26 protein-coding genes are annotated in these 23,866 nt (G+C 60.1%); 9 read left to right on the forward strand and 17 right to left on the reverse strand.

All coding sequences use genetic code 11. From position 1 onward, the window contains the following. Positions 1-4: 4 nt before the first annotated feature. Genes ispE through AB4N64_RS00215 form a run of 3 tightly spaced genes read right to left on the reverse strand, consistent with a single transcriptional unit; the run spans position 5 to position 3,207 of the window. On the reverse strand, positions 5-856 hold the full coding sequence (ispE, locus tag AB4N64_RS00205) for a 4-(cytidine 5'-diphospho)-2-C-methyl-D-erythritol kinase (RefSeq protein ID WP_460120910.1): 852 nt from the start codon (positions 854-856) through the stop codon (positions 5-7). Positions 857-860: 4 nt separating this feature from the next. Beyond that, entirely contained in the window at positions 861-1,478 is a 618-nt protein-coding gene (gene lolB, locus AB4N64_RS00210; RefSeq protein ID WP_460120912.1) for a lipoprotein insertase outer membrane protein LolB, read from the reverse strand. Positions 1,479-1,482: 4 nt separating this feature from the next. Next, positions 1,483-3,207, reverse strand: coding sequence for a tetratricopeptide repeat protein (locus AB4N64_RS00215; RefSeq protein WP_460120914.1), 1,725 nt, complete (start codon positions 3,205-3,207; stop codon positions 1,483-1,485). 235 nt (positions 3,208-3,442) lie between these two features. Between AB4N64_RS00215 and hemA the strand changes: the two genes are divergently transcribed. The 6 genes from hemA (at position 3,443) to AB4N64_RS00245 (ending at position 8,806) form a co-directional block, all read left to right on the forward strand. Next, entirely contained in the window at positions 3,443-4,732 is a 1,290-nt protein-coding gene (hemA, locus tag AB4N64_RS00220; protein ID WP_460120916.1) for a glutamyl-tRNA reductase, read from the forward strand. Beyond that, complete coding sequence (gene prfA / locus AB4N64_RS00225; protein WP_460120918.1) at positions 4,729-5,808, forward strand: peptide chain release factor 1; 1,080 nt, start codon at positions 4,729-4,731, stop codon at positions 5,806-5,808. Before hemA ends, prfA begins: the two co-directional genes overlap by 4 nt. Then, on the forward strand, positions 5,805-6,635 hold the full coding sequence (gene prmC / locus AB4N64_RS00230) for a peptide chain release factor N(5)-glutamine methyltransferase (RefSeq protein WP_460120919.1): 831 nt from the start codon (positions 5,805-5,807) through the stop codon (positions 6,633-6,635). Before prfA ends, prmC begins: the two co-directional genes overlap by 4 nt. Beyond that, on the forward strand, positions 6,629-7,384 hold the full coding sequence (locus AB4N64_RS00235) for a molybdopterin-synthase adenylyltransferase MoeB (RefSeq protein WP_460120921.1): 756 nt from the start codon (positions 6,629-6,631) through the stop codon (positions 7,382-7,384). The genes prmC and AB4N64_RS00235 overlap by 7 nt, the downstream gene beginning before the upstream one ends. Further along, positions 7,377-8,168, forward strand: a complete 792-nt coding sequence (murI, locus tag AB4N64_RS00240; RefSeq protein WP_460120923.1) for a glutamate racemase — start codon at positions 7,377-7,379, stop codon at positions 8,166-8,168. Before AB4N64_RS00235 ends, murI begins: the two co-directional genes overlap by 8 nt. Before the next feature lie 119 nt (positions 8,169-8,287). Then, the gene (locus AB4N64_RS00245; protein WP_460120925.1) at positions 8,288-8,806 is read left to right on the forward strand and encodes an acyloxyacyl hydrolase; all 519 of its coding nucleotides are present in this window, start codon (positions 8,288-8,290) and stop codon (positions 8,804-8,806) included. A gap of 150 nt (positions 8,807-8,956) precedes the next feature. Here AB4N64_RS00245 and AB4N64_RS00250 read toward each other — a convergent pair whose 3' ends face one another. The 12 genes from AB4N64_RS00250 to AB4N64_RS00305 form a co-directional block, all read right to left on the reverse strand. Further along, positions 8,957-9,262 carry a YkgJ family cysteine cluster protein gene (locus tag AB4N64_RS00250; protein WP_460120927.1) on the reverse strand — a complete coding sequence of 102 codons (306 nt, stop codon included), beginning with the start codon at positions 9,260-9,262 and terminating at the stop codon, positions 8,957-8,959. Between the two features lie 53 nt (positions 9,263-9,315). Next, positions 9,316-9,822: a DUF2878 domain-containing protein gene (locus AB4N64_RS00255; protein ID WP_460120928.1), complete on the reverse strand. Its 507-nt coding sequence runs from the start codon at positions 9,820-9,822 to the stop codon at positions 9,316-9,318. Continuing rightward, positions 9,815-11,086 (reverse strand): class I SAM-dependent methyltransferase, encoded by a 1,272-nt coding sequence (locus AB4N64_RS00260; RefSeq protein WP_460120930.1) that lies wholly within the window; start codon positions 11,084-11,086, stop codon positions 9,815-9,817. The genes AB4N64_RS00255 and AB4N64_RS00260 overlap by 8 nt, the downstream gene beginning before the upstream one ends. Continuing rightward, positions 11,073-11,888 carry a DUF1365 domain-containing protein gene (locus AB4N64_RS00265; RefSeq protein ID WP_460120932.1) on the reverse strand — a complete coding sequence of 272 codons (816 nt, stop codon included), beginning with the start codon at positions 11,886-11,888 and terminating at the stop codon, positions 11,073-11,075. Before AB4N64_RS00265 ends, AB4N64_RS00260 begins: the two co-directional genes overlap by 14 nt. Further along, complete coding sequence (locus AB4N64_RS00270) at positions 11,885-13,132, reverse strand: NAD(P)/FAD-dependent oxidoreductase (RefSeq protein WP_460120933.1); 1,248 nt, start codon at positions 13,130-13,132, stop codon at positions 11,885-11,887. The genes AB4N64_RS00265 and AB4N64_RS00270 overlap by 4 nt, the downstream gene beginning before the upstream one ends. Continuing rightward, positions 13,129-13,911, reverse strand: coding sequence for an SDR family NAD(P)-dependent oxidoreductase (locus AB4N64_RS00275; RefSeq protein WP_460120934.1), 783 nt, complete (start codon positions 13,909-13,911; stop codon positions 13,129-13,131). Before AB4N64_RS00275 ends, AB4N64_RS00270 begins: the two co-directional genes overlap by 4 nt. Then, on the reverse strand, positions 13,908-14,330 hold the full coding sequence (locus AB4N64_RS00280; protein ID WP_460120937.1) for a nuclear transport factor 2 family protein: 423 nt from the start codon (positions 14,328-14,330) through the stop codon (positions 13,908-13,910). Before AB4N64_RS00280 ends, AB4N64_RS00275 begins: the two co-directional genes overlap by 4 nt. Continuing rightward, positions 14,323-15,768: a deoxyribodipyrimidine photo-lyase gene (gene phrB, locus AB4N64_RS00285; RefSeq protein WP_460126550.1), complete on the reverse strand. Its 1,446-nt coding sequence runs from the start codon at positions 15,766-15,768 to the stop codon at positions 14,323-14,325. The genes AB4N64_RS00280 and phrB overlap by 8 nt, the downstream gene beginning before the upstream one ends. A gap of 19 nt (positions 15,769-15,787) precedes the next feature. Next, complete coding sequence (locus AB4N64_RS00290; RefSeq protein WP_460120940.1) at positions 15,788-16,729, reverse strand: MerR family transcriptional regulator; 942 nt, start codon at positions 16,727-16,729, stop codon at positions 15,788-15,790. Next, a complete protein-coding gene (locus AB4N64_RS00295) occupies positions 16,729-17,688 on the reverse strand; it encodes a YbgA family protein (protein ID WP_460120943.1) in 960 nt (319 codons plus the stop codon). Before AB4N64_RS00295 ends, AB4N64_RS00290 begins: the two co-directional genes overlap by 1 nt. Positions 17,689-17,809: 121 nt before the next feature. Continuing rightward, a complete protein-coding gene (locus AB4N64_RS00300; protein ID WP_460120945.1) occupies positions 17,810-18,025 on the reverse strand; it encodes a TIGR02450 family Trp-rich protein in 216 nt (71 codons plus the stop codon). After that, positions 18,022-19,008 (reverse strand): NAD(P)/FAD-dependent oxidoreductase, encoded by a 987-nt coding sequence (locus AB4N64_RS00305; protein WP_460120947.1) that lies wholly within the window; start codon positions 19,006-19,008, stop codon positions 18,022-18,024. The genes AB4N64_RS00300 and AB4N64_RS00305 overlap by 4 nt, the downstream gene beginning before the upstream one ends. Before the next feature lie 197 nt (positions 19,009-19,205). Between AB4N64_RS00305 and AB4N64_RS00310 the strand changes: the two genes are divergently transcribed. Continuing rightward, complete coding sequence (locus AB4N64_RS00310) at positions 19,206-20,108, forward strand: TIGR01777 family oxidoreductase (RefSeq protein WP_460120950.1); 903 nt, start codon at positions 19,206-19,208, stop codon at positions 20,106-20,108. Between the two features lie 13 nt (positions 20,109-20,121). After that, entirely contained in the window at positions 20,122-21,141 is a 1,020-nt protein-coding gene (hemH, locus tag AB4N64_RS00315) for a ferrochelatase (RefSeq protein WP_460120952.1), read from the forward strand. Positions 21,142-21,230: 89 nt separating this feature from the next. On the opposite strand, the gene AB4N64_RS00320 is transcribed toward hemH, so the two are convergent. Together AB4N64_RS00320 and upp are read right to left on the reverse strand one after the other, a co-directional pair. After that, positions 21,231-22,505, reverse strand: a complete 1,275-nt coding sequence (locus tag AB4N64_RS00320) for a uracil-xanthine permease family protein (RefSeq protein WP_460120954.1) — start codon at positions 22,503-22,505, stop codon at positions 21,231-21,233. Between the two features lie 2 nt (positions 22,506-22,507). Then, entirely contained in the window at positions 22,508-23,146 is a 639-nt protein-coding gene (gene upp, locus AB4N64_RS00325; RefSeq protein ID WP_460120956.1) for a uracil phosphoribosyltransferase, read from the reverse strand. Between the two features lie 162 nt (positions 23,147-23,308). Here upp and AB4N64_RS00330 point away from each other — a divergent pair, with 162 nt between their 5' ends. Continuing rightward, positions 23,309-23,866: a hypoxanthine-guanine phosphoribosyltransferase gene (locus AB4N64_RS00330; protein ID WP_046030190.1), complete on the forward strand. Its 558-nt coding sequence runs from the start codon at positions 23,309-23,311 to the stop codon at positions 23,864-23,866.

Consider the following 23,866-nt stretch of genomic DNA (forward strand, 5'->3'; position numbering starts at 1 on the left):
TCCTTTAGAGCAGACTTTGCAGCTTGCGATGCAACATCGAAACGTTGCTTCCTTTTGCTACAAACCCTGTAAGGGTCTCTGTAAGAAGGGCCGAGACTTTATCAGCTTCAGCTTTGCTTGGGAAGCCCCCAAACACACAACTTCCAGTTCCGGTGAGTTTTGCTTCGGTAAATTTACCTAACAAATTCAATGCGTTACGAACATCTGGATAACGCCTTGCTACCACCGGTAAGCAGTCATTTCGACTGTTTCCCTTGGGAACGGGGCGCACTTTAATGGGAGGAGAGTTACGTGTCAACAGTGGATCTGAAAAAATTTCTGCTGTACTTACAGATACTTGCGGCACAAGCACGAGATACCACGGTTCCTCGGGGTCTACCGGGGTGAGTTTCTCGCCCACGCCCTCGGCGAAAGCCGCGTGGCCACGCACGAAAACCGGGACGTCAGCCCCCAGCGACAGGCCCAGTGCGGCCAGGCGATCTTCATCCCACCCCAGTTGCCAGAGGTGATTGAGACCCAGCAAAGTCGTCGCGGCGTTTGAACTGCCGCCACCAATACCGCCGCCCATGGGCAGGATTTTTTCGATCCAGATGTCGATCCCCAGAGTGCAGCCGGATTGCTCCTGGAGTTTTTTCGCCGCCCGAACGATCAGGTTGCTGTCGTGAGGTACGCCTTCGAATTCGGTGTGCAGTTGAATCACGCCGTCGTCGCGTACGGCAAAGGTGATTTCATCGCCGTAATCGAGAAACTGAAAAATCGTCTGCAACTCGTGATAGCCGTCTTCACGACGGCCGAGGATATGCAACATCAGGTTGAGCTTGGCCGGGGAGGGCAGGGTCAGGCGTGGGACCGTCATGATTTCACTGTCCCAGCTTGCGAGGTTGCCATTCCTTGATCACCAATGTGACATCAAGGTCGGCGCCGTGCAGTTTGATCCGCTCGGGCAGCCAGTAGCCGTTCTGTTCGCTATAGCTAAGGTATTCGACCTGCCAGCCATCCTGATCCAGCTTGGCCAGGCGGCTGTCGGTGTCCAGCGTCAGGCGACTCTTGCTGTCCGGTGCCGGAAGCCCGCGTACCCACCAGTTCAAGTGTGACACCGGCAGGTTCCAACCCAGTTGTTCTTCGAGCAGCACTTCCGGGGTCGGCGCTTCATAGCGCCCCTGGTTGGCGACCTCCAGCGAAACCTTGCCCGGCGAGCCGGTCAAGCGCGCTGCGCCGCGACCCAGTGGGCCGGACAGGCGGATATCGTAGTAATCCTGGCGTTGCAGCCAGAACAACGTGCCGCTACCCGAATCCTTCGGCGCGCGAATGCCGATCTTGCCGTTGATCTGCCAGCCATCGATGCCGGCCAATTGCGCCTTGTGCTCGCGCCATTGGGCCTGGTCGCCCTGGCCCTGGACCGATTCACGGGCGCCGAAGCCCGCGCAACCGGCGAGCAGGGCGATGAAGCTGAATACGATGAGGTGGCGCAAAAACATAATCTTAAAGAGTCTCTGATCCGGTCAGGCGCTTGATGGTGTCGCGCAGGATGGGGCTGTCGGGTTGTTCGGTAAGGAACTTGCTCCAGATTTGCCGGGCTTCTCGCTGCTTGCCGTTGGCCCACAGGACTTCACCCAGGTGAGCGGCGACTTCCTGGTCGGGGAAGCGCTCCAGCGCCTTGCGCAACAAGGCTTCGGCTTCGTCGAGGTTGCCCATGCGGAAATTCACCCAGCCGAGGCTGTCGAGTACCGCCGGGTCTTCCGGATTGATCTGGTGTGCCTGCTCGATCAGCGCCTTGGCTTCGACATAACGTGTCGTACGATCGGACAAGGTGTAGCCGAGGGCGTTCAGTGCCATCGCGTTGTCCGGGTCGCGCTTGATTATCAGGCGCAGGTCTTTCTCCATCTGCGCCAGGTCATTGCGTTTTTCCGCCTGCATGGCGCGGGTGTACAGCAAGTTCGGATCGTCCGGGTATTGCTGCAACGCCTTGGCCAGCACACCCCAGGCCTTGTCTTCCTGTTTATTGGCGGACAGGGTCTCGGCTTCGATCAGGTAAAGCTGGATCGCGTAATCCGGCTGTTCATCTCGTTCGGCCGCTAGCCGTCTTTGCGCTTCGGCGGTCTTGCCGTTGTTCATCATGATGTCGGCCTGACGCAGTTGCGCCGGCAGGTAATCGTTGCCCGGGCCAACCTGGGCGTACTCGATCAGTGCGCCCTGGGGGTCGTTACGCTCTTCAGCGATACGGCCAAGGTTCAGGTGCGCCGAGTCGACGTGGCTTTCCCGGGCAATCAGGTCTTCCAGGTAACCCTTGGCCTCGTCCCATGCCTTGGCTTCCAGGCAGACCAGCGCAAGGGAGTAACGCAGTTCGTCGTCTTCCGGGTATTGCTGGACCAGGCTCGAGAACTCGACCTTGGCGTCGTCCATGCGATCCTGTTCGACCAGCATGCGCGCATAAGTCAGGCGCAGGCGTTTGTCGTCCGGGTACTGCTTGATGCTTTTTCTGAGCAGGGGCAGCGCTTCATCACCGCGACCGAGGACTTGCAACAAGCGTGCGCGCAAGAGGATCGGCGCGATCTCACCTTCTTCCGGCGGGTTATCTTCCAGCAGGGTCAATGCACCCTTATTGTCGCCGTCCTGCTGCATCAGCAGTGCCTTGCCAAAAATCAGTTGGCTGTTGTTCGGATGACGCTGCAACAATCGGTCGAAACTTTTCATCAGGCCGTTGCGGGTTTCCTGATCGGTATCCGCCGCAGACAGGGCAAGGAAGTCGAAATGCGTATCGCCCTTGCCTTGCAGGACTTTCTCCATATAGACCATGGAGTCGTCATAGCGTCCTGCGCGCGCCAGTTGCACGGCGGCAGCCCGTTGGGCCTCAAGATCGTCCGGCGCGTTTTTCGCCCAGATCAAAGCGGTGTCCAGAGCTGCCTGGTCGGCGCCCAGGTACTCGGCGATGCGAAAGGCACGCTCGGAGATGCCCGGGTCCTGGGTATTGATGGCCTGGGTCACATAGTTGTCCAGGGCAATGTCGAAACGATTGCGCTGGCCAGCCAGTTCGGCGCTCAGCAGGCTGAAGACGGTTTCTTCGCTGAATGAGCTGTAGACCTTGGGTTTTTCAGGGGCCGGAGTGCTGTCTTCGACCGGCGGCGTACCGTCCGACGAAACGGGTGCCATGGCCTGGCAGCCGCTGAGGAAGACAAAAGCTAGGAGCAACGCGGAAGATCTATTCATATAGGAAGAGGACGACTAACCTGCGGTCGGGCCATCATGACACAAGCCATCTTGCAAACATAACCGCCCGACCATTTTCCCGTTTGCCCTCGTCATGGCGGGTGAGAATGAGGTGTAAACGAGAAGCGCTCGCAAGCCGGGGTCGCGCCTACCGGGTCAATAGAAATCGGGTAGTTGTTCTCGGTGTGTCGAAGTAGGACAATTGCCGGCTTCACGTCACCATCAGCGACTTTGAATGGCCTTCCTTGCACTCGGTATTAACCACAAGACTGCTTCAGTAGACGTCCGCGAGCGCGTGGCCTTTACCCCTGAGCAACTGGTTGAGGCCTTGCAGCAGCTCTGCCGACTCACCGACAGTCGCGAAGCTGCGATCCTCTCCACCTGCAATCGCAGTGAACTCTATATAGAACAGGATCAGCTTTCGGCTGACATCGTGCTGCGCTGGCTGGCGGATTATCACCATCTGAGCCTCGACGAGCTGCGCGCCAGCAGTTATGTGCATGAAGATGATGCGGCAGTTCGTCACATGATGCGGGTCGCCTCCGGGCTCGATTCGCTGGTGCTGGGTGAACCGCAGATTCTGGGCCAGATGAAATCGGCCTATGCGGTCGCGAGGGAGGCCGGTACTGTCGGTCCGCTGCTCGGTCGTCTGTTCCAGGCCACGTTCAACGCCGCCAAACAAGTGCGCACCGACACCGCCATTGGTGAAAACCCGGTGTCTGTGGCCTTTGCCGCCGTCAGCCTGGCCAAGCAGATTTTCAGCGACTTGCAACGCAGCCAGGCCCTGCTGATCGGAGCGGGCGAGACCATCACCCTGGTCGCCCGCCATCTGCATGACCTCGGGGTCAAGCGCATCGTCGTCGCCAATCGGACGCTGGAGCGCGCGAGCATTCTGGCCGAGCAGTTCGGCGCCCATGCCGTGCTGCTCTCGGATATTCCGGCAGAGCTGGTACGCAGCGACATCGTCATCAGTTCCACGGCCAGCCAGTTGCCGATCCTTGGCAAAGGCGCGGTGGAAAGTGCCCTGAAGCTGCGCAAGCACAAGCCGATCTTCATGGTGGACATCGCCGTTCCACGGGACATCGAGCCGGAAGTCGGCGAGTTGGACGATGTTTACCTTTATAGCGTCGACGATCTCCATGAAGTGGTCGCCGAAAACCTCAAAAGTCGCCAGGGCGCTGCACAAGCGGCCGAGGAAATGGTCTCGGTGGGCGCCGAGGATTTCATGGTGCGCCTGCGCGAGCTGGCGGCGGTGGATGTGCTCAAGGCCTATCGTCAACAGAGCGAGCGCCTGCGCGACGAAGAACTGCAAAAAGCCCAGCGGTTGCTGGCCAACGGTGGCAGCGCCGAAGAGGTGCTGGTGCAACTGGCGCGCGGCCTGACCAATAAACTCTTGCACGCGCCAAGCGTTCAATTGAAAAAGCTCTCTGCCGAAGGTCGCCTCGATGCGCTGGCCATGGCCCAGGAACTCTTTGCCCTCGGTGAGGGCTCATCGAACAGCTTTTCGGATAAAAAACCGCAATGAAAGCGTCACTGCTCAACAAGCTGGACGTGCTCCAGGATCGTTTTGAAGAACTGACCGCCTTGCTTGGCGACGGCGAAGTCATCAGCGACCAGACCAAATTCCGCGCCTATTCCAAGGAGTACGCGGAAGTCGAGCCGATCGTGGCGACTTATAAGCAGCTGCTCAAGGTCCAGGCCGACCTCGAAGGTGCCCAGGCTTTGCTCAAGGACAGTGACGCCGACATGCGCGAGATGGCCGTGGAAGAAGTCCGTGAAGCCAAGGAGCAACTGGTCGAGATCGAAGCCCTCTTGCAGCGCCAGTTGCTGCCCAAGGATCCGAACGATGGCCGCAACGTGTTCCTTGAAATCCGTGCTGGCACCGGCGGCGACGAGGCGGCGATTTTCTCCGGTGACTTATTCCGCATGTACTCGCGTTACGCCGAGCGGCGTGGCTGGCGAGTGGAAATCCTCTCCGAGAACGAAGGCGAACACGGCGGCTATAAAGAAGTCATTGCCCGGGTCGAAGGCGAGAATGTTTACGGCAAGCTGAAATTCGAATCCGGCGCGCATCGTGTGCAACGGGTTCCGGCCACCGAATCCCAGGGCCGCATCCATACATCGGCGTGCACCGTGGCGGTGCTGCCCGAGCCGGACGAACAGGAAGCGATCGAGATCAACCCGGCGGACCTGCGTGTCGACACGTACCGTTCTTCCGGCGCGGGCGGTCAGCACGTCAACAAGACCGACTCGGCAATCCGCATCACTCACTTGCCGTCGGGCATTGTCGTGGAGTGCCAGGAAGAACGTTCCCAGCACAAGAACCGTGCCCGTGCGATGGCCTGGCTGTCCGCCAAACTCAACGACCAGCAGACCAGCGCTGCAGCGAACGCCATCGCCAGCGAGCGTAAACTGCTGGTGGGTTCGGGGGATCGTTCCGAGCGCATCCGCACCTATAACTATGCCCAGGGTCGGGTGACTGATCACCGCATCAACCTGACCCTGTATTCGCTTGACGAAATCCTCGCCGGTGGCGTCGATGCGGTCATCGAGCCTTTGCTGGCCGAGTACCAGGCTGATCAACTGGCGGCCATCGAATGACGATCATCGCCAGTCTGTTGCGCGCTGCCGATCTGCCCGACTCGCCCACGGCGCGTCTGGATGCCGAGATGTTGCTGGCGGCGGCATTGGGCAAGTCCCGCAGTTTCCTGCACACCTGGCCGGAGCGCATCGTCCCGGGCGAAGCCGCGTTGCAGTTTGCCGAGTACCTGCAACGCCGTCGTGGCGGTGAGCCGGTGGCCTACATTCTGGGTCAGCAAGGTTTCTGGAAGCTTGACCTTGAGGTTGCGCCGCACACACTGATACCGCGTCCTGACACCGAGTTGCTGGTGGAAGCGGCGCTGGAGCTGTTGCCCGCGACTCCGGCCACCGTGCTCGATCTGGGCACCGGTAGCGGCGCCATCGCCCTGGCCCTGGCCAGCGAGCGCCCGGCGTGGAAAGTCACGGCGGTGGATCGCGTGATCGAAGCCGTGGCCCTGGCCGAACGTAACCGCCAGCGTCTGCAACTGGCCAACGCCACGGTGCTGAACAGTCATTGGTTCAGCGCCTTGGCCGGCCAACGTTTTCAATTGATCATCAGCAACCCGCCTTACATCGCAGCAACTGATCCGCATCTGGCAAAAGGCGATGTGCGTTTCGAGCCGGCCAGTGCGTTGGTTGCCGGTGTGGACGGGCTGGACGATCTGCGCCTGATCGTCGCGCAGGCACCGCAGCACCTGGAATCGGGGGGCTGGCTGATGCTCGAACACGGTTATGATCAGGCAGAGGCCGTGCGTGATCTGTTGCAGACTCACGGGTTTGCCGAGGTTCACAGCCGCACCGATCTGGGCGGCCACCAACGGATCAGCCTGGGGTGCCTGCCGTGCTGAATGATCAGGAATTGTTGCGCTACAGTCGGCAGATTTTGCTGCAACACGTCGACATCGACGGTCAGGCGCGCCTGAAACAGAGCCGCGTATTGATCGTCGGCCTGGGTGGCCTTGGATCACCCGTCGCGCTGTACCTGGCGGCAGCCGGTGTGGGCGAGTTGCACCTGGCGGATTTCGACACCGTCGACCTGACCAACCTGCAACGCCAGATCATTCACGATACCGACAGCGTTGGCCAGACCAAGGTCGACTCGGCGATGCGCCGACTGAGCGCGATCAACCCCGAGGTCCAACTGATCGCCCATCGCACGGCGCTGGATGAGGATTCCCTGGCCGCCGCAGTGGCGGCAGTGGACCTGGTGCTGGATTGCTCCGATAACTTTTCCACCCGCGAAGCGGTCAATGTCGCGTGTGTCGCCGCCGGCAAACCTTTGGTCAGCGGGGCGGCGATTCGCCTTGAAGGGCAATTGTCGGTGTTCGACCCCCGGCGGGCGGACAGTCCGTGCTACCACTGTTTATACGGGCACGGCAGCGAAGCCGACCTGACCTGCAGCGAAGCGGGGGTGATCGGGCCGCTGGTGGGCCTGGTCGGCAGCCTGCAAGCGCTGGAAGCCTTGAAAATGCTGGCCGGTTTCGGCGAGCCACTGGTGGGGCGCCTTTTGTTGATCGACGCTCTGGGTTCACGCTTTCGTGAGCTGAGGGTCAAGCGTGACCCAGGCTGTCGCGTTTGTGGGCCAACACATGCGTGAAGCGCCCATCGGCGTGTTCGATTCCGGCGTCGGTGGGCTGTCGGTGCTAGCTGAGATCCAGCGGTTGTTGCCCAATGAAACGCTGCTGTACGTGGCAGACTGCGGGAACATCCCTTACGGCGAGAAAACCCCGGAGTTCATTCGCCTGCGATGCAGCGTGATGGCCGACTTTTTCCAGGCGCAAGGCGCCAAGGCCCTGGTGCTCGCCTGCAACACGGCGACAGTCGCCGGGGTGGCCGACCTGCGTCGTGATTATCCCCAGTGGCCCATCGTGGGCATGGAGCCGGCGGTCAAACCCGCCGCAGCAGCGACGCGCAGCGGCGTGGTCGGTGTCCTCGCGACCACCGGCACCTTGCAAAGCGCCAAGTTCGCCGCCTTGCTCGACCGCTTCGCCACCGACGTACAAGTGATCACCCAGCCCTGCCCAGGCCTGGTGGAACTGATTGAAAACGGTGACCTGCACAGTCCGGCCTTGCGCACGCTACTGGCCAGCTACGTTGGGCCGTTGCTCGCGGCCGGTTGCGACACCATCATCCTGGGCTGCACCCATTACCCTTTCCTCAAGCCGCTGCTGCGGCAGATGATCCCCGAGGACATCAGCCTGATCGACACCGGCGCGGCGGTGGCGCGTCAATTGCAGCGGCTTTTGTCGCAGCGCAATCTGCTCGCTGATGGCCCGGCGCGTGAAGCACAGTTTTGGACAAGTGCCGATCCGGTTCACTTCAGTCACATTCTGCCGATACTGTGGAAGTCTTCTGGTGTTGTAAGTCGTTTGGACCGATAAACAATTTATGGGGGGATGGCTAATCAGAATGAACTTCTGATTAAACGCCGATTTCTATAGGCTGGTTCTGCTCAATAACGAAAAAATCTTACGTGATGGTTCGCAAAAGGATGTTTCTGATGAAACGACTGTTTTGTTTGGCCGCGATTGCGGCTGCGTTGATGGGGAATAGTTTTACCGCCCAAGCGGCAGGCGTGGAGTTCGCGGTCGGCCAGACCAGCGATTCGACCATGACCTATCGATTGGGGATGAATTTCGATTGGGACAAAAGCTGGCTCCAAAGTGACGTTGGTCGCCTGACCGGTTACTGGAGCGGCGCCTATACTTACTGGGAAGGCGACAAGACTTCCAGCAACAACAGCCTGTCGTTCTCGCCGGTGTTCGTTTATGAATTTGCCGGTCAAAACGTGAAGCCCTACGTTGAACTTGGGGTCGGCGTGGCGTTGTTTTCCAACACCGAGCTTGAAGACAACAAGTTGGGCGGCTCCTTCCAGTTCGAAGACCGTCTGGGATTCGGCCTGCGTTTTGCGGGCGGGCATGAAGTCGGCATTCGCGCAACGCATTACTCCAACGCCGGGATCAGCAGCCCGAACGACGGTGTAGAAAGTTACGCATTGCACTACACGATGCCGTTGTAATTCCTGTTGTTTAAATGAACTGTGGGAGCAAGCCCGCTCGCGATGCGGTGCATCAGTCAACATCACTATCGACTGGTACACCCATCGCGAGCAGGTTCAGCGCTCTTGTAGGAGCGGGCTTGCCCGCGATGGCGTCAGCCCAACACGCCATTACCGATACGCCGTAGCAATCCCCCGACGCTCCTCGATGCACTCCGGTGCGCCCATCTCGAACTCCCGGCAAATCAGCGGACGCTTCTCATAGATCGTGCACATCATGGTGTTGCGATCCAGCGCGGCACACCAACCATCGTCCAGGCGCAGCATGACTTCGCCGCCCCAATCATCCGTGTCGATAAACCGCTCGGGCACACCCGTGTCGGTGATCAACATGACTTCGAGCTGACAGCAGCAGGCTGCGCAAGTCGAGCAAGTGACTGCAGGCTCGACGATTTGCGTGTGGGCGATGGTTTTCATGGCGCGCAGTGTAAGTCAGCTGATCGCCGCTGTGTGAAAGGTCTGACGGACGCTTAGGGTCGAGGGTCGCAGTTCGCCAGCCGCCTGGCCATGAAATGCAGCGTCGGTAACACTAGCGACCAGAGTACGCCGAGGCCGATCAGGGTTGGCCACTGGCCGTAGGGAAATTGCACCCCGGCCAGTTGTCCTCCGGCGTAATACGACAATGGGCCCGCCACGGCCCCAAGCAGGCTTGCCAGCCACCAGGGGCTGGCCGTCCATTGCAGGCTATGGCGCAACGTTGTGGCCAGCAGTGCCCACATCAGCATCAGCCACAGAGGAATCAGCGGTGCGATATCGTTGAAGTCGAACACCCCCAGCCAGCGCAATGAACTGTCGACAGTGGTGCCCAGCAGGACCACGCTGAGGATCAATCGGCCTTCGTCCGCCCAGCGACTTATCCACAGCAGATGGAACACCAGCACTCCCATGGCCACCAACAACCACAGGCTGTTGCCACCCATTACGCAAGCCAGCCATCCGATCTGAAACAACAGCGCGTTGATCAGCCGTTCAGGCATCGAATTGGCCAAGCAACGGTGCCGGCATCGCCGCAGGCTTGGCCAGCAGCAATTGTGCAGTGCCGATGGTGCGCTCCAGAAAGCCCCCCTCGCAATAACACAGGTAGAACTCCCACAGCCGCAGGAAGCACTCGTCGTAGCCCAGCTCGCTCAAGCGTCCCTGGGCACGGCGAAAATTCTCATGCCACAGGCGCAGGGTTCGCGCGTAGTGCAAACCAAAATCTTCCATGTGCAGCAAGTTCATGTCGGTGTCGCGGCTGACGATTTCCAGCATCTTCTGCACGCAGGGCAGGGCGCCCCCGGGAAAGATATAGCGCTGAATGAAGTCGACACTGTTCCTGGCCTGTTCGTAACGCTGTTCGCGGATGGTGATCGCTTGCAACAGCATCAAGCCGTTGCTCTTGAGCAGGTGTGCACATTGCTTGAAGTAAGTGGGCAGAAAGCGGTGCCCCACCGCTTCGATCATCTCGATCGACACCAATTTGTCGTATTGCCCGGTGAGATCGCGATAGTCCGTGAGCAGCAACGTCACCCGTTCTTGCAGCCCCAGGGCTTCGATGCGCCGTGCGGTGAAGGCGTACTGTTCCCTGGACAGCGTGGTGGTGGTCACCGTGCAACCATAGTTTTGTGCTGCGTACAGCGCCATGCTGCCCCAGCCGGTGCCGATTTCCAGCAGGTGATCGCTCGGTTTCAGGTCGAGTTTGCGGCAGATGCGCTCCAGCTTGTTCAACTGCGCCTGTTCCAGGCTGTCGTCGGGGCTGCGGAACTGGGCGGCGGAGTACATCATGGTCGGATCGAGAAATTGTTCGAACAGGTCATTGCCCAGGTCGTAATGAGCGGCAATGTTTTGGCGTGAGCCTTTGCGCGTATTACGGTTAAGCCAGTGGAGCGCTTGAACGACTGGCCGGCCCAGTTTGGCCAGGCCGCCTTCCATTGCGTCCAGCACCTCAAGGTTGCTGACAAACACCCGGACCACGGCGGTCAAATCCGGCGAACTCCAGTAGCCATGGATAAAGGCTTCGCCGGCTCCGATTGAACCATTGCTCGCCACCAATCCCCACGCGGCAGCATCGAGGACCTGGATCTCCGCTTGCAAAGCGCTGCCGGCGCTGCCGAATACCAGGCGCTCGCCCTCTTCGATAATCACCAGTTGGCCCTTTTTGAGGCGTGCCAGTTGCCTGAGGACGCCACGGCGCAGCAGCGATCCGCTGAGGCCGTTGATGGCAAGCAGGTGGGTTCTGCCCGAGACGCTAATGGATTTCATGACGGTGGTCCTTGGGCGCAATGGTCGCGGTTCGGGAGCTGCCATCGGCCGCCTGATGGGCAAAGATCGGCAGGCGTTTGAGCAGCAGGCGCAGGGCTTGCCAGTAAATTCCCAGGCAGGTTTTTGCGGTCATCCACGGGAAACGCCGCAAGTAACGATGAAGGCTGGTGCGATCCAGCGCTTCGCGTTCGAGGTTGAGCGTGGCATCGAACAGCTTGCGATTGCCCTGCCAATCGGCCATGTGTATCCCCAGCCTCGTAGCGGCGGGGCTGAAGCTCATGCGGTGCTCAAGATCGCGCGGCAGGAAGGGCGACACATGGAAGGCCTTGGCCACGCGAAAATGCTGATGAAAGTCGTGCAGGTCATCGGGCGTCCTGGCCGGCAATACATAGTGATAGCGCTCGCGCCAGGGCGTGTTGGTGACCTCGGCGAGAATCGCCGCTAATTGACCGTCAAGTTCGTAGCAGTAGAAAAAGCTCACCGGGTTGAACGACAACCCCCAGCTGCGCGGCTGGGTCAGCAAGCAGATCGAGCCTTGCGGCACATGACCAATCGCCTGGCCGACGTGTTCGCGCACCGCATCGCTCAAGCGCATGCCGTTGCCGGTATAGGCCTTGAGGTAATCGCTTTCACGAAACGAAAAAGCCGAGAAACGCTGATTGCCCGACAGCGGCGACAAGCCCAGTACGGCGTCCTGCTCATCCAGATCGAGGTACAGCAGGCCGATCCGGTAACGGAACTCATGCTGCTTTGGGGAAAATCGGCGGTGGCGTATCCAGCCGCTGTAGAGGGCGCTGTTCACAGTGTGAGCCCAAATGACCGGGCCACGCGCAATGCGCTGACCACGCCATCTTCATGAAAACCGTTGGCCCAGTAGGCGCCGCAATAGAAGGTGTGCTGCGCGCCGTTCAGTTCTTCCCAACGTTGCTGTGCCGCTATCGCCGTCACGCTGTATTGCGGATGGGCGTAGGTAAATTTGCCGAGCACTTTCGATGGGCTGATGCCGGCGCTCTGGTTGAGGCTGACGCAGAACGTGGTGTCGCTCTCAATGCCCTGCAAAATGTTCATGTTGTACGTCACGGCGGCTCGGGTGTGGCCGCTGCCACCGAGGCGGTAATTCCAGCTGGCCCAGGCCGATTTACGGGTGGGCAGCAGCCGTGTGTCGGTGTGCAGCACCACTTCGTTGTTGGCGTAGGGCAGGGCACCGAGGATCGACTGTTCGGCGGCACTGGGGTCGGCCAACAGGTTCAGCGCTTCGACGCTGTGGCAGGCAAACACCACTTTGTCGAAGCGTTGACTGCCGGCGGCGCTGTGGATAACCACGCCTTCGGTCGTGCGCTCGACCCGTGTCACCGGGCACCCAAGGCGTATCCGATGTTTGAACGACGCGGTCAGCGGTTCGACATAGGCACTTGATCCGCCCTCGATCACACACCATTGAGGTCGATTGCGCACCGACAGCAAGCCGTGGTTCTTGAAAAAGCGGACGAAGAACTGCAATGGAAAACCGAGCATGTCGGCCATGGACATGGACCAAATGGCGGCGCCCATCGGCACGATGTAATGCAGGGTGAAGCGCTCGCCGTAGCCGTTCGCCGCCAGGTAATCCCCGAGCTTGGTATCGGCGGCGATGCGGCCCTCGGCGAGGTCGCGTGGTGCTTGTTTGTTGAAACGCAGAATGTCTCGCAGCATTCCCCAGAACCCGGGCGACAGCAGATTGCGGCGCTGAGCGAAGAGGCTGTTGAGGTTGTTGCCGTTATATTCCAGGCCACTGTCGGGGTCCATGACCGAGAAACTCATCTGCGTCGGCTTGAAGCTCACGCCAATCTGCTCCAGCAGACGAATGAAATTGGGATAGGTCCAGTCGTTGAACACAATGAAGCCGGTGTCCACGACATAGCGGTGACCCTCGACGCTCACGTCCACGCTGTGGGTGTGGCCACCGACGCGATCATCGGCTTCAAACAGGGTGATCTCGTGGTTGCGATTGAGCAGGTAAGCGCTGGTCAGCCCCGAGATGCCGCTACCGATAATTGCGATGTTCACGTCTCATCCTTGATCGGTGGATTGCTGCGCACCATGCGTTTGCCGATGGCGAACTTCACGCCGTTGGGCATTTTCGACAGGGGCCAGAGCGCCGCCATGAACAGCGCCGGGAATGCGATTTCCAGGGGGCGATCCTTGAGTTTGGCGAAGATGTGACGTGCGGCTTTGCCCACTGGCCAACTCAGAGGCATGGGGAAATCGTTTTTTGCGGTCAGGGGTGTCTCGACGAAACCCGGGCTGACCACGGTGACTTCAATGCCGTCCGGCGCCAGGTCCAGGCGCAAGGATTCGAACAGATACCGCAACCCCGCTTTTGACGCGCCATAGGCTTCGGCTCGTGGCAGCGGCAGGTAGGTCACGGAGCTGGCAACGCCCACCAGATGGGGAGCGACACCCTTGCGCAACAGGGGTAAGGCGGCCTCGATACAGTAACTGCTGGCCAGCAGGTTGGTGCGCACCACGTGCTCGATGATCGAGGCATCGAACTGGCGAGCGTCGACGTATTCGCAGGTTCCAGCGTTCAAGATCACCGTATCCAGTGCGCCCCAGAAGTCGGCTATTTGTTCGCCGATTTCACGTACGGTCTGGCTGTCGGTCAGATCACCCGCCACCACCAGCACTTGCCCCGGATAGCGTTTGGAGAGGATTTTCAAGGGCGCGACCGAGCGGGCACTGACAGCCAGTTGCGCGCCGGTTTTCAATATTTCTTCGGCCAGTGCGGCGCCAATGCCGCTACTGGCGCCGGTCAGCCAATACCGTCTTGCAGGTGTACGACTCATCCCATCCTCCTTTTCAACCAGGCAATCGCCCGGCCCAGCACGGGCACATGTTCATAAAGCAGCGCGCCAGCATCGAAGTAATCCCGGTGGCGATACACCTTGTCGCGCCAGCGCAGGTACGAACATCCGTCAACGCGAATCAGCCGACCGCCGGCCAGGCGCGGATGGCGATAACTCATGACCCAGCGCAGGTAGCCTTCGCCCTCGGCAATCTGGTCAAAGCCATGAAAGTCGAAGCGCAGCTCACTGACATTGGCGTAGAGCGCCGTGAAATAGCGACGCAGTGTTTCCAGTCCCTGTACGTCATGCAGCGGATCGGTAAAGTGCACGTCGGCGGTGTACAGCGCGTCCAAGTGCTGAAGATTGTCTTTGTCCAGCTTGGCAAACTGCCGCGCAAAACCACGCAGGAAATCACTCATGATCCTCTCCGGCAGGTTGTCGTGATGGCAAGTCCTTGAACGCGGCCAATGCACGCGCACGCGAGGTGCTCAGATTGACGATGGGCGAGGGATAATCCGCTACCCCGAACAGGCCACCGAGGTGGGCAGGGTTGTGTACATCCTTCTTGTTCAGGTCGGCCAGCTCCGGCAGCCAGTGCTTGATGAACACGCCTTCGCGGTCGAATTTTTCCGACTGGCTGATCGGATTGAATATCCGGAAATAGGGTGCCGAGTCGGTGCCGGTGGACGCGCTCCACTGCCAGCCGCCGTTGTTGGCCGCAAGGTCGCCGTCGATCAGATGACGCATGAAGAACCGCTCGCCTTCGCGCCAGTCGATCAGCAGGTTTTTTGTCAGGAACATCGCCACGATCATGCGCAGGCGGTTATGCATCCAGCCGGTTTCCAGCAATTGGCGAATCGCCGCGTCGATGATTGGCAGGCCGGTGCGTGCTTGCTGCCAGGCCTGGAGCTCCTTGGGCGCCTTGCGCCAGGCCAAGGCTTCGGTTTCCGGGCGGAAGGCGCGGTGTCGGGAGACCCGGGGGTAACCCACCAGAATGTGTTTATAAAACTCGCGCCACAGCAGTTCGTTGATCCAGGTGACCGCGCCGACCTTGCCGCTTTCGAACTCGCCCTGATTGCTCTGCAAGGCCGCATGCAGGCATTGGCGCGGGGAAATGACACCGGCAGCGAGGTACGCCGAGAGCTGGCTGGTGCCGGGTTTGGCAGGGAAGTCACGCTCGCTCTGGTAGTAGTCGATCTGCACATCGGTGAACGACTCGAGGCGCCGTTGCGCTTCAGCTTCACCCGCCGGCCAGAGACTGCGCAGGGCTTCGCCGCAAGGCTCGAAGCCCTCGATCTGCGAGGGGATCTCGTCGCTGGCGATGTCGAGCTTCGCTTGCGCTGACGGTGCTTTCACCCGGCTTGGCAGCGAACGGTGCAGGCGCTCGTAACACACCTTGCGGAACTGGCTGAACACCTGGAAGTAAGTGCCGGTTTTGGTCAGCACGGTCCCGGGCTTGAACAGCAATTGGTCCAGGTAACTGTGAAAAGTGATGTCGTGCCGGTTCAGCAGGTCGGCCACGGCCGTGTCACGACGACTTTCATGGATGCCGTATTCCTCGTTGGCATGCACCGCTTCAATGTTCAATTGACGGCAAAGGTCGAGCAGGACCTTGGGCGCTTCATCCCAATGGTTGGCCGTACGAATCATCAAGGGAATGTGCAGTTCGCCCAGTGCCTTGCTCAACTCGCCGAGGTTGCGCAGCCAGAAATCCACCTTGCAGGGCGCGTCATCATGCGCTTGCCATTGTCCAGGACTGAGCAGATAGACCGCGACACACGGTCCGCACGCTGCTGCAGCCGAGAGGGCGGTGTTGTCATGTAGGCGCAAGTCACTGCGCAGCCAGATCAATTGCATGCTGTTATTGGCACTCATCTTAATAAAGCCCGCGCTGAGCCCATTGCCGATGCGCCGATAACGGATCTTCGGCCAGGGACAAATCAGCGATCTCGGAGGTTTTCAGCGTCAACTCGGCGTGGTGGATGCACACGGTCGGTCCAGCGATCATTTTTGGGCAACTGACGCCATTCAACAGCTTTGGCAACTGCGCCAAGTTGATGGCTGTGCTGGAGTAGAGCAGTACGCCACGCGCTTGCAGGTGATCGATGGCCAATGCAAGTTCGCCTGTCGGCAGTGGCCAGTCGAACACCTCCACCGGGCAGTCGGCGCTGCTGATCAGCCAGGCGGTCAGCCACAAGTAAGGTTCCAGTGGCCGGTCCGAATGATTGATCAGCAGCAGCGGCGAGCCGCGCAATTGGCGGTTGTTGTGGTAAATGCGGGCACCGAACTTGCTGCGCAGCCAGGAGTGGAAAAAGACGCGCTCCATCTGTGCGCCAAACTGACCTTGCCAGCGTTGCTCGAGCTCGGCCAGCAACGGCATCAGCAGGTGTTCGCACAGGGTTTGCGGCGGATACAGCGCGATGGCCTGGTTGACGGTGTCATCCAGGCTGCGCTCATTCAACAGCGTGACCGCTTGCAGCAAGGCGCTGCGCAGGACGTGCCAGTCGTTTTCTACTGCGGCGCTGTGTGGCTGCGGTGTATCGAGCAGCTGCTTGACCTGGCTGACAGCCACACCGCGATTGAGCCAGGTCAGGATCGTCAGGATGCGTTGCACGTGCTCGGCACTGAACAACCGATGCCCCTTTGGCGTGCGCTGCGGCACGATCAGGCCGTAGCGACGCTCCCAGGCACGCAGGGTGATCGCGTTGACGCCGGTCTGCCGAGCCACCTCGCGGATCGGCAGCCAGCCGTCATCGAGGGCCTTCTTGAAGTCGGCGCCAAGGTCTTCGCCGGCACTGCTGTCAATTGCGCTTTTCATCAGATCGCATTTCGCAGGCTGAGGTTTTCCGGGTGCGGTTGCAGGTAGACCTGCTGCGCAATGTACGGATCCGGGTGTTGGCGAAAATGGTGTTTGAGCAGCGTCAGCGGCACCACCAGCGGCACGATTCCGTGTCGGTATTGGCCAATAACGTGCTGCACCTCCTGTTTGTCTTCGGCACTGATGCAGCGCTTGAGGTAGCCGCTCAGATGCTGCAAGACATTGGTGTGGGTGCGACGCGTGGCGCATTGTTTCAATGCCGCCATCAGTTCGCTGAAATAGCGCGGGCCCAGTTCGCGAGGATCGGTATCGCCCATGTTGCCCAGCAAATTGCCGAGGGTCTTGTACTGCACCGGGTGGTGGGCCATCAGCAGGTATTTGTAGCGCGAGTGGAAATCGGTGAGCGCGCGACGGGTCAGGCCTTCTTGCAGCACGCATTGCCAGTCGCTGTAGGCAAACACGCGGGTGAGGAAGTTCTCGCGCAGCACCGGGTCGTTGAGCCGACCTGCTTCTTCCACTGGCAAGTTCGGATGCTGCGCACAAAAAGCCTGGGCGTAGACGCCACGACCTCCGCCATCGACCGGCGCACCGTTGGGGTGATAGACCTTGACCCGCTCCAGGCCGCACGACGGCGACTTTTGCATGAAGATGTAGCCACAGATATCGCTCAGTTCGCCGGCCATTTGCTCGCCGAAATCAGCCAATGGCCGAGTGACGTTCAGTTCGGCGTCAACGGTGCCGACGGCTTCGGGATGGTCCGGATTGCCGACCAGGCGAATCGGTTGCCGGGGAATGCCCAGGCCGATCGCGACTTCCGGGCAGACCTCGATGAAATCGAAATACTCGGCAAGGGTGAGGCTGCAGAGGGCCGATTGCTTGTGTCCGCCGTTGAAGCGCACCTCGGCGCCCATCAGGCAGGCACTGATGGCTATTTTCGGTTTCACGCGGGTATCGGGCATTGGCGCACCTCGAATCTAAACCTGTACAGACTAATAATTCTGTACAACATGAGTTCATCATAGATTCAAAGGTATACAAGTCAAACTGTTTGTATAAGTTGTGCCGTCTCGCGGTGCTGGGTCACTTCCAGCCCGGCATCCAGGCTTCGCCGTTTCTCAGGGCCTTCCAATCGAGACGTTCACTGCGCCTGGTCAGCACCGCCTGCAGTTCAACGTCCAGTACGGTGCCCGCATCATCGCGGTAGAGGTCGGTCACCAGAAAGTGTTTTTCGCGGTTTTGCGGATGGACTGCTGTCCATTTCGACAGCAGCAGTTTGCTCGGATTGATCGGGTTCATTGCAGGTGTTCGTGCAAGCGCCGTGCAGCTTCCTGGCCACTGAGCCAGGCCCCTTCTACCCGCCCTGACAGGCACCAGTCGCCACAGGCATAAAGGCCCAGGTCGGCGTCGGCCAGGGTGCCCCATTCATGGCTGCTGGCAGGTCGGGCATAGAGCCAGCGATGGGCCACGCTGAAGGTGGGGGCGGGCATGCTGCTGTGCAGCAATTCGGCGAATGCACCGTGCAATTGTTCGATCACCGCCTCCTTGGGCAGGTCGATGTGTTGTCGGCTCCACGCGCTGGTTGCGTGCAGTACCCAGGTGTCGAGGGTGTTGTCTCGTCCTGGTTTGCTGCGGTTGCGGGCTAGCCAGTCGAGCGGACTGTCCTGCACGAAGCAACCTTCCATGGGCGTGTCCAGCGGCGTTTCGAAGGCCAGGGCGACCGCCCAGGTCGGCTCCATTTTGACCCCCGCTGCCGCTCCGGCGAGCTTAGGCGCAGAAGCCAGCAGCGCCGTGGCCTGAGGGGCTGGCGTGGCGATGATCACGTGGCTGAACGGGCCGTGGGTAAAGCCTTCGGCGTCCTGTAGATGCCAGTGCTCTTCACCGCGATAGACCTCGGTGATGCGGCAGCCAAACTGCACCTGCAAGTCACCGAGCAGCCCTCGGGTGATGGCACTCATGTGCGGCGTGCCGACCCAGCGTGTCTGCTCGTCGGGCGAGAGATTCAGTTGCCCGCCGTGGTAGGTGTAGAGCTGCGGCGCCCATTCGGCGACCCAACCCTTGGTTTGCCAGCGCTGGACCTCGGTGACGAAGCGGCGGTCGCGCGCAGTGAAATATTGTGCGCCCATGTCCAGGGCGCCCGCATCGCTGCGTTTGCTCGACATGCGTCCGCCGCTGCCGCGGCTTTTATCGAAAAGTTGAACGACATGCCCTGCCTCGGTGAGGGCCTGGGCCGCTGAGAGTCCGGCGATGCCGGTGCCGATGATTGCGATAGGTACAGTCATAGGGGCCTCGTTTGCCTTTCTGTACAGACTACGCCGCAGATTAAACCTGTACATAATTATTTTTTGGTATAACTTTTGGTGTTCTCGTTCTGACAGCTTGGCCTATTGTTAAACACAGAGCCTGTCCGATATCAAAGATTCCCTGCTTATAAAAATAGACTAGTGATCAGGCTAAAACGCCACGCGAGGAAGAAGTCATGCACATATTGCTGACCGGCGGTACTGGTTTGATAGGACGTCAACTTTGCCGGCACTGGCTGAGCCAAGGGCATCAACTGACCGTGGTGAGCCGCTCGCCTGCAAAGGTCAGCGAAATCTGTGGCGAAGGCGTGCGCGGTGTCGCGTCGTTCGAGGACCTTGGGCAGGAGTCCGTCGATGCGGTTATCAATCTGGCGGGTGCCCCGATTGCCGATCGCCCCTGGACATCGCGGCGCAAGGCGCTCCTCTGGAGCAGCCGAATTACCCTCACTGAAAGCCTGCTGTCCTGGCTGGAAACGCGGGAGCACAAACCACAGGTCTTGATTTCGGGTTCGGCGATTGGCTGGTATGGCGACGGTGGTGAGCGGGAATTGACCGAGGACTCGGCACCGGTCATCGACGACTTTGCCAGTCAGCTGTGCATTGCCTGGGAGGAAACCGCGCAACGAGCCGAGGCGCTGGGCATTCGGGTTATCTTCATCCGCACCGGGCTGGTGTTGTCCGCCGAGGGCGGCTTTTTGTCGCGGCTATTGCTGCCGTTCAAACTGGGACTGGGTGGGCCTTTGGGCAATGGTCGGCAATGGATGCCATGGATTCATATCGAGGATGAAATCGCCCTGATTGATTTTCTTCTGCATCAGAAAAGCGCCAGTGGTCCTTATAATGCCTGCGCGCCCAAACCGGTGCGCAATCGCGAGTTCGCCAAGACGCTGGGCAGCGTGCTGCACCGACCGGCCTTCATGCCGATGCCGGCGCTGGCCCTGAAAGTTGGCCTTGGGGAATTGTCATCGTTGTTGCTGGGCGGCCAGAAGGCTATGCCGGCTCGCTTGCTGGAAGCGGGCTACACCTTCCGGTTCACTGATTTGCGCGCGGCGCTGGACGACGTGTCCCGCCGCCTTTGAAATAGGATGTTGCATGACCGATCACGCGTTGCTTCTGGTCAACCTGGGTTCTCCCGCCTCCACGTCGATGGCGGATGTGCGCAGCTACCTCAATCAATTTCTGATGGACCCGTATGTGATCGACCTGCCTTGGCCGTTACGTCGTTTGCTCGTCTCGCTGATCCTGATCAAGCGCCCCGAACAGTCGGCGCATGCCTACGCCTCGATCTGGTGGGAGGAGGGTTCGCCTCTGGTGGTGCTCAGCCGTCGCCTGCAACAGGCCATGACCACTCAGTGGCGGCACGGTCCGGTGGAGTTGGCGATGCGTTATGGCGAGCCGTCGATTGAGTCGAAACTGGTGCAGCTCGCCGCCCAGGGGCATAAACGCGTCACCCTGGCACCGCTTTATCCTCAGTTCGCCGACAGCACCACGACCACGGTGATCGAAGAAGCCAAGCGCGTTGTGCGCGAGCGAAAACTCGACCTGCAGTTCTCGATCCTCGAACCGTTCTACGACCAGCCGGAATACATCGATGCCCTGGTGGCCAGTGCCAGGCCGCATCTGGAGCAGGAATTCGATCACTTGTTGCTCAGCTTCCACGGCTTGCCGGAGCGTCATCTGAAAAAGCTCAACCCAGGGCACTGCCTTGGTGATGCTGACTGCTGCGCCAAGGCCTCGCCTCAGGTGCTCGCCACGTGTTACCGCGCACAGTGCCTGCGCAGTGCGGCAGTATTTGCCGAGCGTATGGGCTTGCCTGATGGCAAGTGGTCCGTATCGTTCCAGTCGCGACTGGGCCGGGCGAAATGGATCGAACCTTACACGGAAGCCCGTTTGGATGAGCTGGCCAAAAGCGGCGTGAAGAAGTTGCTGGTGATGTGCCCGGCATTCGTGGCCGATTGCATCGAGACACTTGAAGAGATCGGCGATCGTGGCAAGGAGCAGTTCCGCGAGGCGGGAGGGGAGGAGCTGGTGCTGGTGCCTTGTCTCAACGATGACCCGCAGTGGGCGCATGCGCTGAATGCCTTGTGTGAAAGAGCGCCGTTGGCCCTTTAAAGGCATCGCGGGCAAGCCAGCTCCTACAGGTACAGCGCTGCTTCCTGTAGGAGCGGGCTTGCCCGCGCCAACAACCATATCGGCAAGGCTTACAACAAAGGCTCATCCGCCTTTTTGTTCTTCCAGCCATCATTGCCCGGCAAAATCAGGTTCAGCGCAATCGCCACCACCGCGCACAGCGCGATGCCTTTCAGGCCAAAGTCGTCCGGACCTGTGCCGGTGCCCACCAGCACGCCGCCAATCCCGAACACCAGCGTGACCGAGACGATCACCAGGTTGCGCGCTTCGCCCAGGTCGATCTTGTGGCGAATCAGCGTGTTCATCCCCACTGCGGCAATCGAGCCGAACAGCAGGCACAGGATCCCACCCATGACCGGCACTGGGATGCTTTGCAGCAGCGCGCCGAACTTGCCGATGAACGCCAGGCTGATGGCGAAGATCGCCGCCCAGGTCATGATTTTCGGGTTGTAGTTCTTGGTCAGCATCACCGCGCCCGTCACTTCGGCGTAGGTGGTGTTGGGCGGACCGCCGAACAACCCGGCTGCGGTGGTGGCAATGCCATCGCCGAACAGCGTGCGATGCAAGCCGGGTTTTTTCAGGTAGTCACGGCCGGTCACACTGCCCACGGCAATCACACCGCCGATGTGCTCGATGGCCGGGGCCAGCGCCACCGGAACGATGAACAGAATGGCCTGCCAGTTGAATTCCGGCGCGGTAAAGGCCGGAATCGCGAACCAGGGAGCGGCGGCGATCTTGGCGGTATCGACCACGCCGAAATAGAACGACATGGCAAAACCCACCAGCACGCCGGAGATGATCGGCACCAGGCGGAAGATGCCCTTACCGAACACGGCGACGATCAGGGTGGTCAGCAACGCTGGCATCGAGATCATCATGGCGGTCTGGTAGTGGATCAGCTCGGAGCCGTCACCGGCCTTGCCCATCGCCATGTTGGCGGCGATCGGGGCCATGGCCAGGCCGATCGAGATGATCACCGGACCGATCACCACCGGCGGCAGCAGGCGATCAATGAACCCGGTGCCTTTGATCTTTACGGCCAGGCCGAGGAACGTGTAGACGAAACCGGCCGCCATCACACCGCCCATGGTCGCCGCGAGGCCGAACTGGCCCTTGGCGAGAATGATCGGGGTGATGAAGGCGAAGCTCGATGCCAAAAACACCGGCACCTGACGTCCGGTGACGATCTGGAACAGGATCGTGCCCAGACCCGCAGTGAACAGCGCGACGTTAGGGTCGAGGCCGGTAATCAACGGCATCAACACCAACGCGCCGAACGCCACGAACAGCATCTGCGCGCCGGACAGCACCGTGCGCCAAAGCGGATCGTTGAACTCTTGCTGCATGGTTACGCGTCCTTCTGCTTGGTGCCGAAGATCTTGTCACCGGCATCGCCCAGGCCTGGGATGATGTAACCGTGTTCATTGAGTTTCTGGTCGATGGACGCGGTGTAGATGGTCACGTCCGGATGAGCCTTCTCGACGGCGGCGATGCCTTCGGGGGCGGCAACCAGCACCATGGCGCGGATGTCGCGGCAACCGGCCTTTTTCAGCAGGTCGATGGTGGCGACCATGGAGCTGCCGGTGGCGAGCATCGGGTCGATGATCATCGCCAGACGTTCGTCGATCTCAGGCACCAGTTTTTCCAGGTAGGTGTGGGCCTGAAGGGTTTCTTCGTTGCGGGCCACGCCCACGGCGCTGACCTTGGCGCCCGGGATCAGGCTCAGCACGCCTTCGAGCATGCCGATACCGGCGCGCAGGATTGGCACGACGGTGATTTTCTTGCCGGCGATTTTTTCCACCGACACGGTGCCGCACCAACCTTCGATATCGTAGGTTTCCAGCGGCAGGTCTTTGGTGGCTTCGTAGGTCAGCAGGGCGCCGACTTCCTGGGCGAGTTCACGAAAATTCTTGGTGCTGATGTCTGCGCGGCGCATCAGGCCAAGTTTATGACGGATCAGCGGATGGCGGATCTCGAGGATGGGCATGGGAAAGGCTCCGGCGGCGGGCAAAAAAACCGGCCTAGATTAATCTATCCGAGGGTGTTGCCCTATAGACATTAGAGTACGTTAGTCCACAAACGCTTGATCTGACCGGGCCGGATGCGTACCTTTGCCCGCTTTTCCCAACTTGCACCCCTGGAGAGCACCATGTCCGCTGATCTCGAGCATATCCGTCAAATCATGCGAGAGGCTGACTGCCTGTACACCGAAGCGGAGGTCGAGGCGGCCATCGCCCGTGTCGGTGCACACATCAACGAACAACTGGCGGATACCAACCCGGTGGTGTTCTGCGTCATGAACGGCGGCCTGATTTTCGCCGGCAAGCTGCTCACCCATCTGCAATTCCCGCTGGAAGCGTCCTACCTGCACGCCACTCGCTACCGCAACGAAACCAGTGGCGGCGAGCTGTTCTGGAAAGCCAAGCCGGAAGTGTCGTTCATCGACCGTGACGTGCTGATCATCGACGACATCCTCGACGAAGGTCACACCCTGGGTGCGATCATCGATTTCTGCAAACATGCCGGCGCGCGCAAAGTGCACACCGCCGTGTTGATCGACAAGGATCACGACCGCAAGGCACGCCCGGACCTGAAAGCCGATTTCGTTGGCCTGCCGTGCATCGACCGCTACATCTTTGGTTACGGCATGGACTACAAGGGCTACTGGCGCAACGCCAACGGGATTTTTGCCGTTAAAGGGATGTAA

This window comes from Pseudomonas sp. S2_C03 (assembly GCF_054668405.1).

Excerpts from the sequence above, each read along its gene's own strand:
- hemA (WP_460120916.1), top strand. The coding sequence starts at position 3,443 with ATGGCCTTCCTTGCACTCGGTATTAACCACAAGACTGCTTCAGTAGAC.
- AB4N64_RS00280 (WP_460120937.1), bottom strand. The coding sequence starts at position 14,330 with ATGAGTGATTTCCTGCGTGGTTTTGCGCGGCAGTTTGCCAAGCTGGAC.
- AB4N64_RS00295 (WP_460120943.1), bottom strand. The coding sequence starts at position 17,688 with ATGCCCGATACCCGCGTGAAACCGAAAATAGCCATCAGTGCCTGCCTG.
- AB4N64_RS00255 (WP_460120928.1), bottom strand. The coding sequence starts at position 9,822 with ATGCCTGAACGGCTGATCAACGCGCTGTTGTTTCAGATCGGATGGCTG.
- AB4N64_RS00275 (WP_460120934.1), bottom strand. The coding sequence starts at position 13,911 with ATGAGTCGTACACCTGCAAGACGGTATTGGCTGACCGGCGCCAGTAGC.
- phrB (WP_460126550.1), bottom strand. The coding sequence starts at position 15,768 with ATGCAATTGATCTGGCTGCGCAGTGACTTGCGCCTACATGACAACACC.
- AB4N64_RS00290 (WP_460120940.1), bottom strand. The coding sequence starts at position 16,729 with ATGAAAAGCGCAATTGACAGCAGTGCCGGCGAAGACCTTGGCGCCGAC.
- AB4N64_RS00310 (WP_460120950.1), top strand. The coding sequence starts at position 19,206 with ATGCACATATTGCTGACCGGCGGTACTGGTTTGATAGGACGTCAACTT.
- AB4N64_RS00245 (WP_460120925.1), top strand. The coding sequence starts at position 8,288 with ATGAAACGACTGTTTTGTTTGGCCGCGATTGCGGCTGCGTTGATGGGG.
- upp (WP_460120956.1), bottom strand. The coding sequence starts at position 23,146 with ATGCCCATCCTCGAGATCCGCCATCCGCTGATCCGTCATAAACTTGGC.
- AB4N64_RS00215 (WP_460120914.1), bottom strand. The coding sequence starts at position 3,207 with ATGAATAGATCTTCCGCGTTGCTCCTAGCTTTTGTCTTCCTCAGCGGC.
- AB4N64_RS00300 (WP_460120945.1), bottom strand. The coding sequence starts at position 18,025 with ATGAACCCGATCAATCCGAGCAAACTGCTGCTGTCGAAATGGACAGCA.
- AB4N64_RS00330 (WP_046030190.1), top strand. The coding sequence starts at position 23,309 with ATGTCCGCTGATCTCGAGCATATCCGTCAAATCATGCGAGAGGCTGAC.
- AB4N64_RS00305 (WP_460120947.1), bottom strand. The coding sequence starts at position 19,008 with ATGACTGTACCTATCGCAATCATCGGCACCGGCATCGCCGGACTCTCA.
- hemH (WP_460120952.1), top strand. The coding sequence starts at position 20,122 with ATGACCGATCACGCGTTGCTTCTGGTCAACCTGGGTTCTCCCGCCTCC.
- AB4N64_RS00250 (WP_460120927.1), bottom strand. The coding sequence starts at position 9,262 with ATGAAAACCATCGCCCACACGCAAATCGTCGAGCCTGCAGTCACTTGC.
- prfA (WP_460120918.1), top strand. The coding sequence starts at position 4,729 with ATGAAAGCGTCACTGCTCAACAAGCTGGACGTGCTCCAGGATCGTTTT.
- murI (WP_460120923.1), top strand. The coding sequence starts at position 7,377 with ATGCGTGAAGCGCCCATCGGCGTGTTCGATTCCGGCGTCGGTGGGCTG.
- prmC (WP_460120919.1), top strand. The coding sequence starts at position 5,805 with ATGACGATCATCGCCAGTCTGTTGCGCGCTGCCGATCTGCCCGACTCG.
- lolB (WP_460120912.1), bottom strand. The coding sequence starts at position 1,478 with ATGTTTTTGCGCCACCTCATCGTATTCAGCTTCATCGCCCTGCTCGCC.
- AB4N64_RS00260 (WP_460120930.1), bottom strand. The coding sequence starts at position 11,086 with ATGAAATCCATTAGCGTCTCGGGCAGAACCCACCTGCTTGCCATCAAC.
- AB4N64_RS00320 (WP_460120954.1), bottom strand. The coding sequence starts at position 22,505 with ATGCAGCAAGAGTTCAACGATCCGCTTTGGCGCACGGTGCTGTCCGGC.
- ispE (WP_460120910.1), bottom strand. The coding sequence starts at position 856 with ATGACGGTCCCACGCCTGACCCTGCCCTCCCCGGCCAAGCTCAACCTG.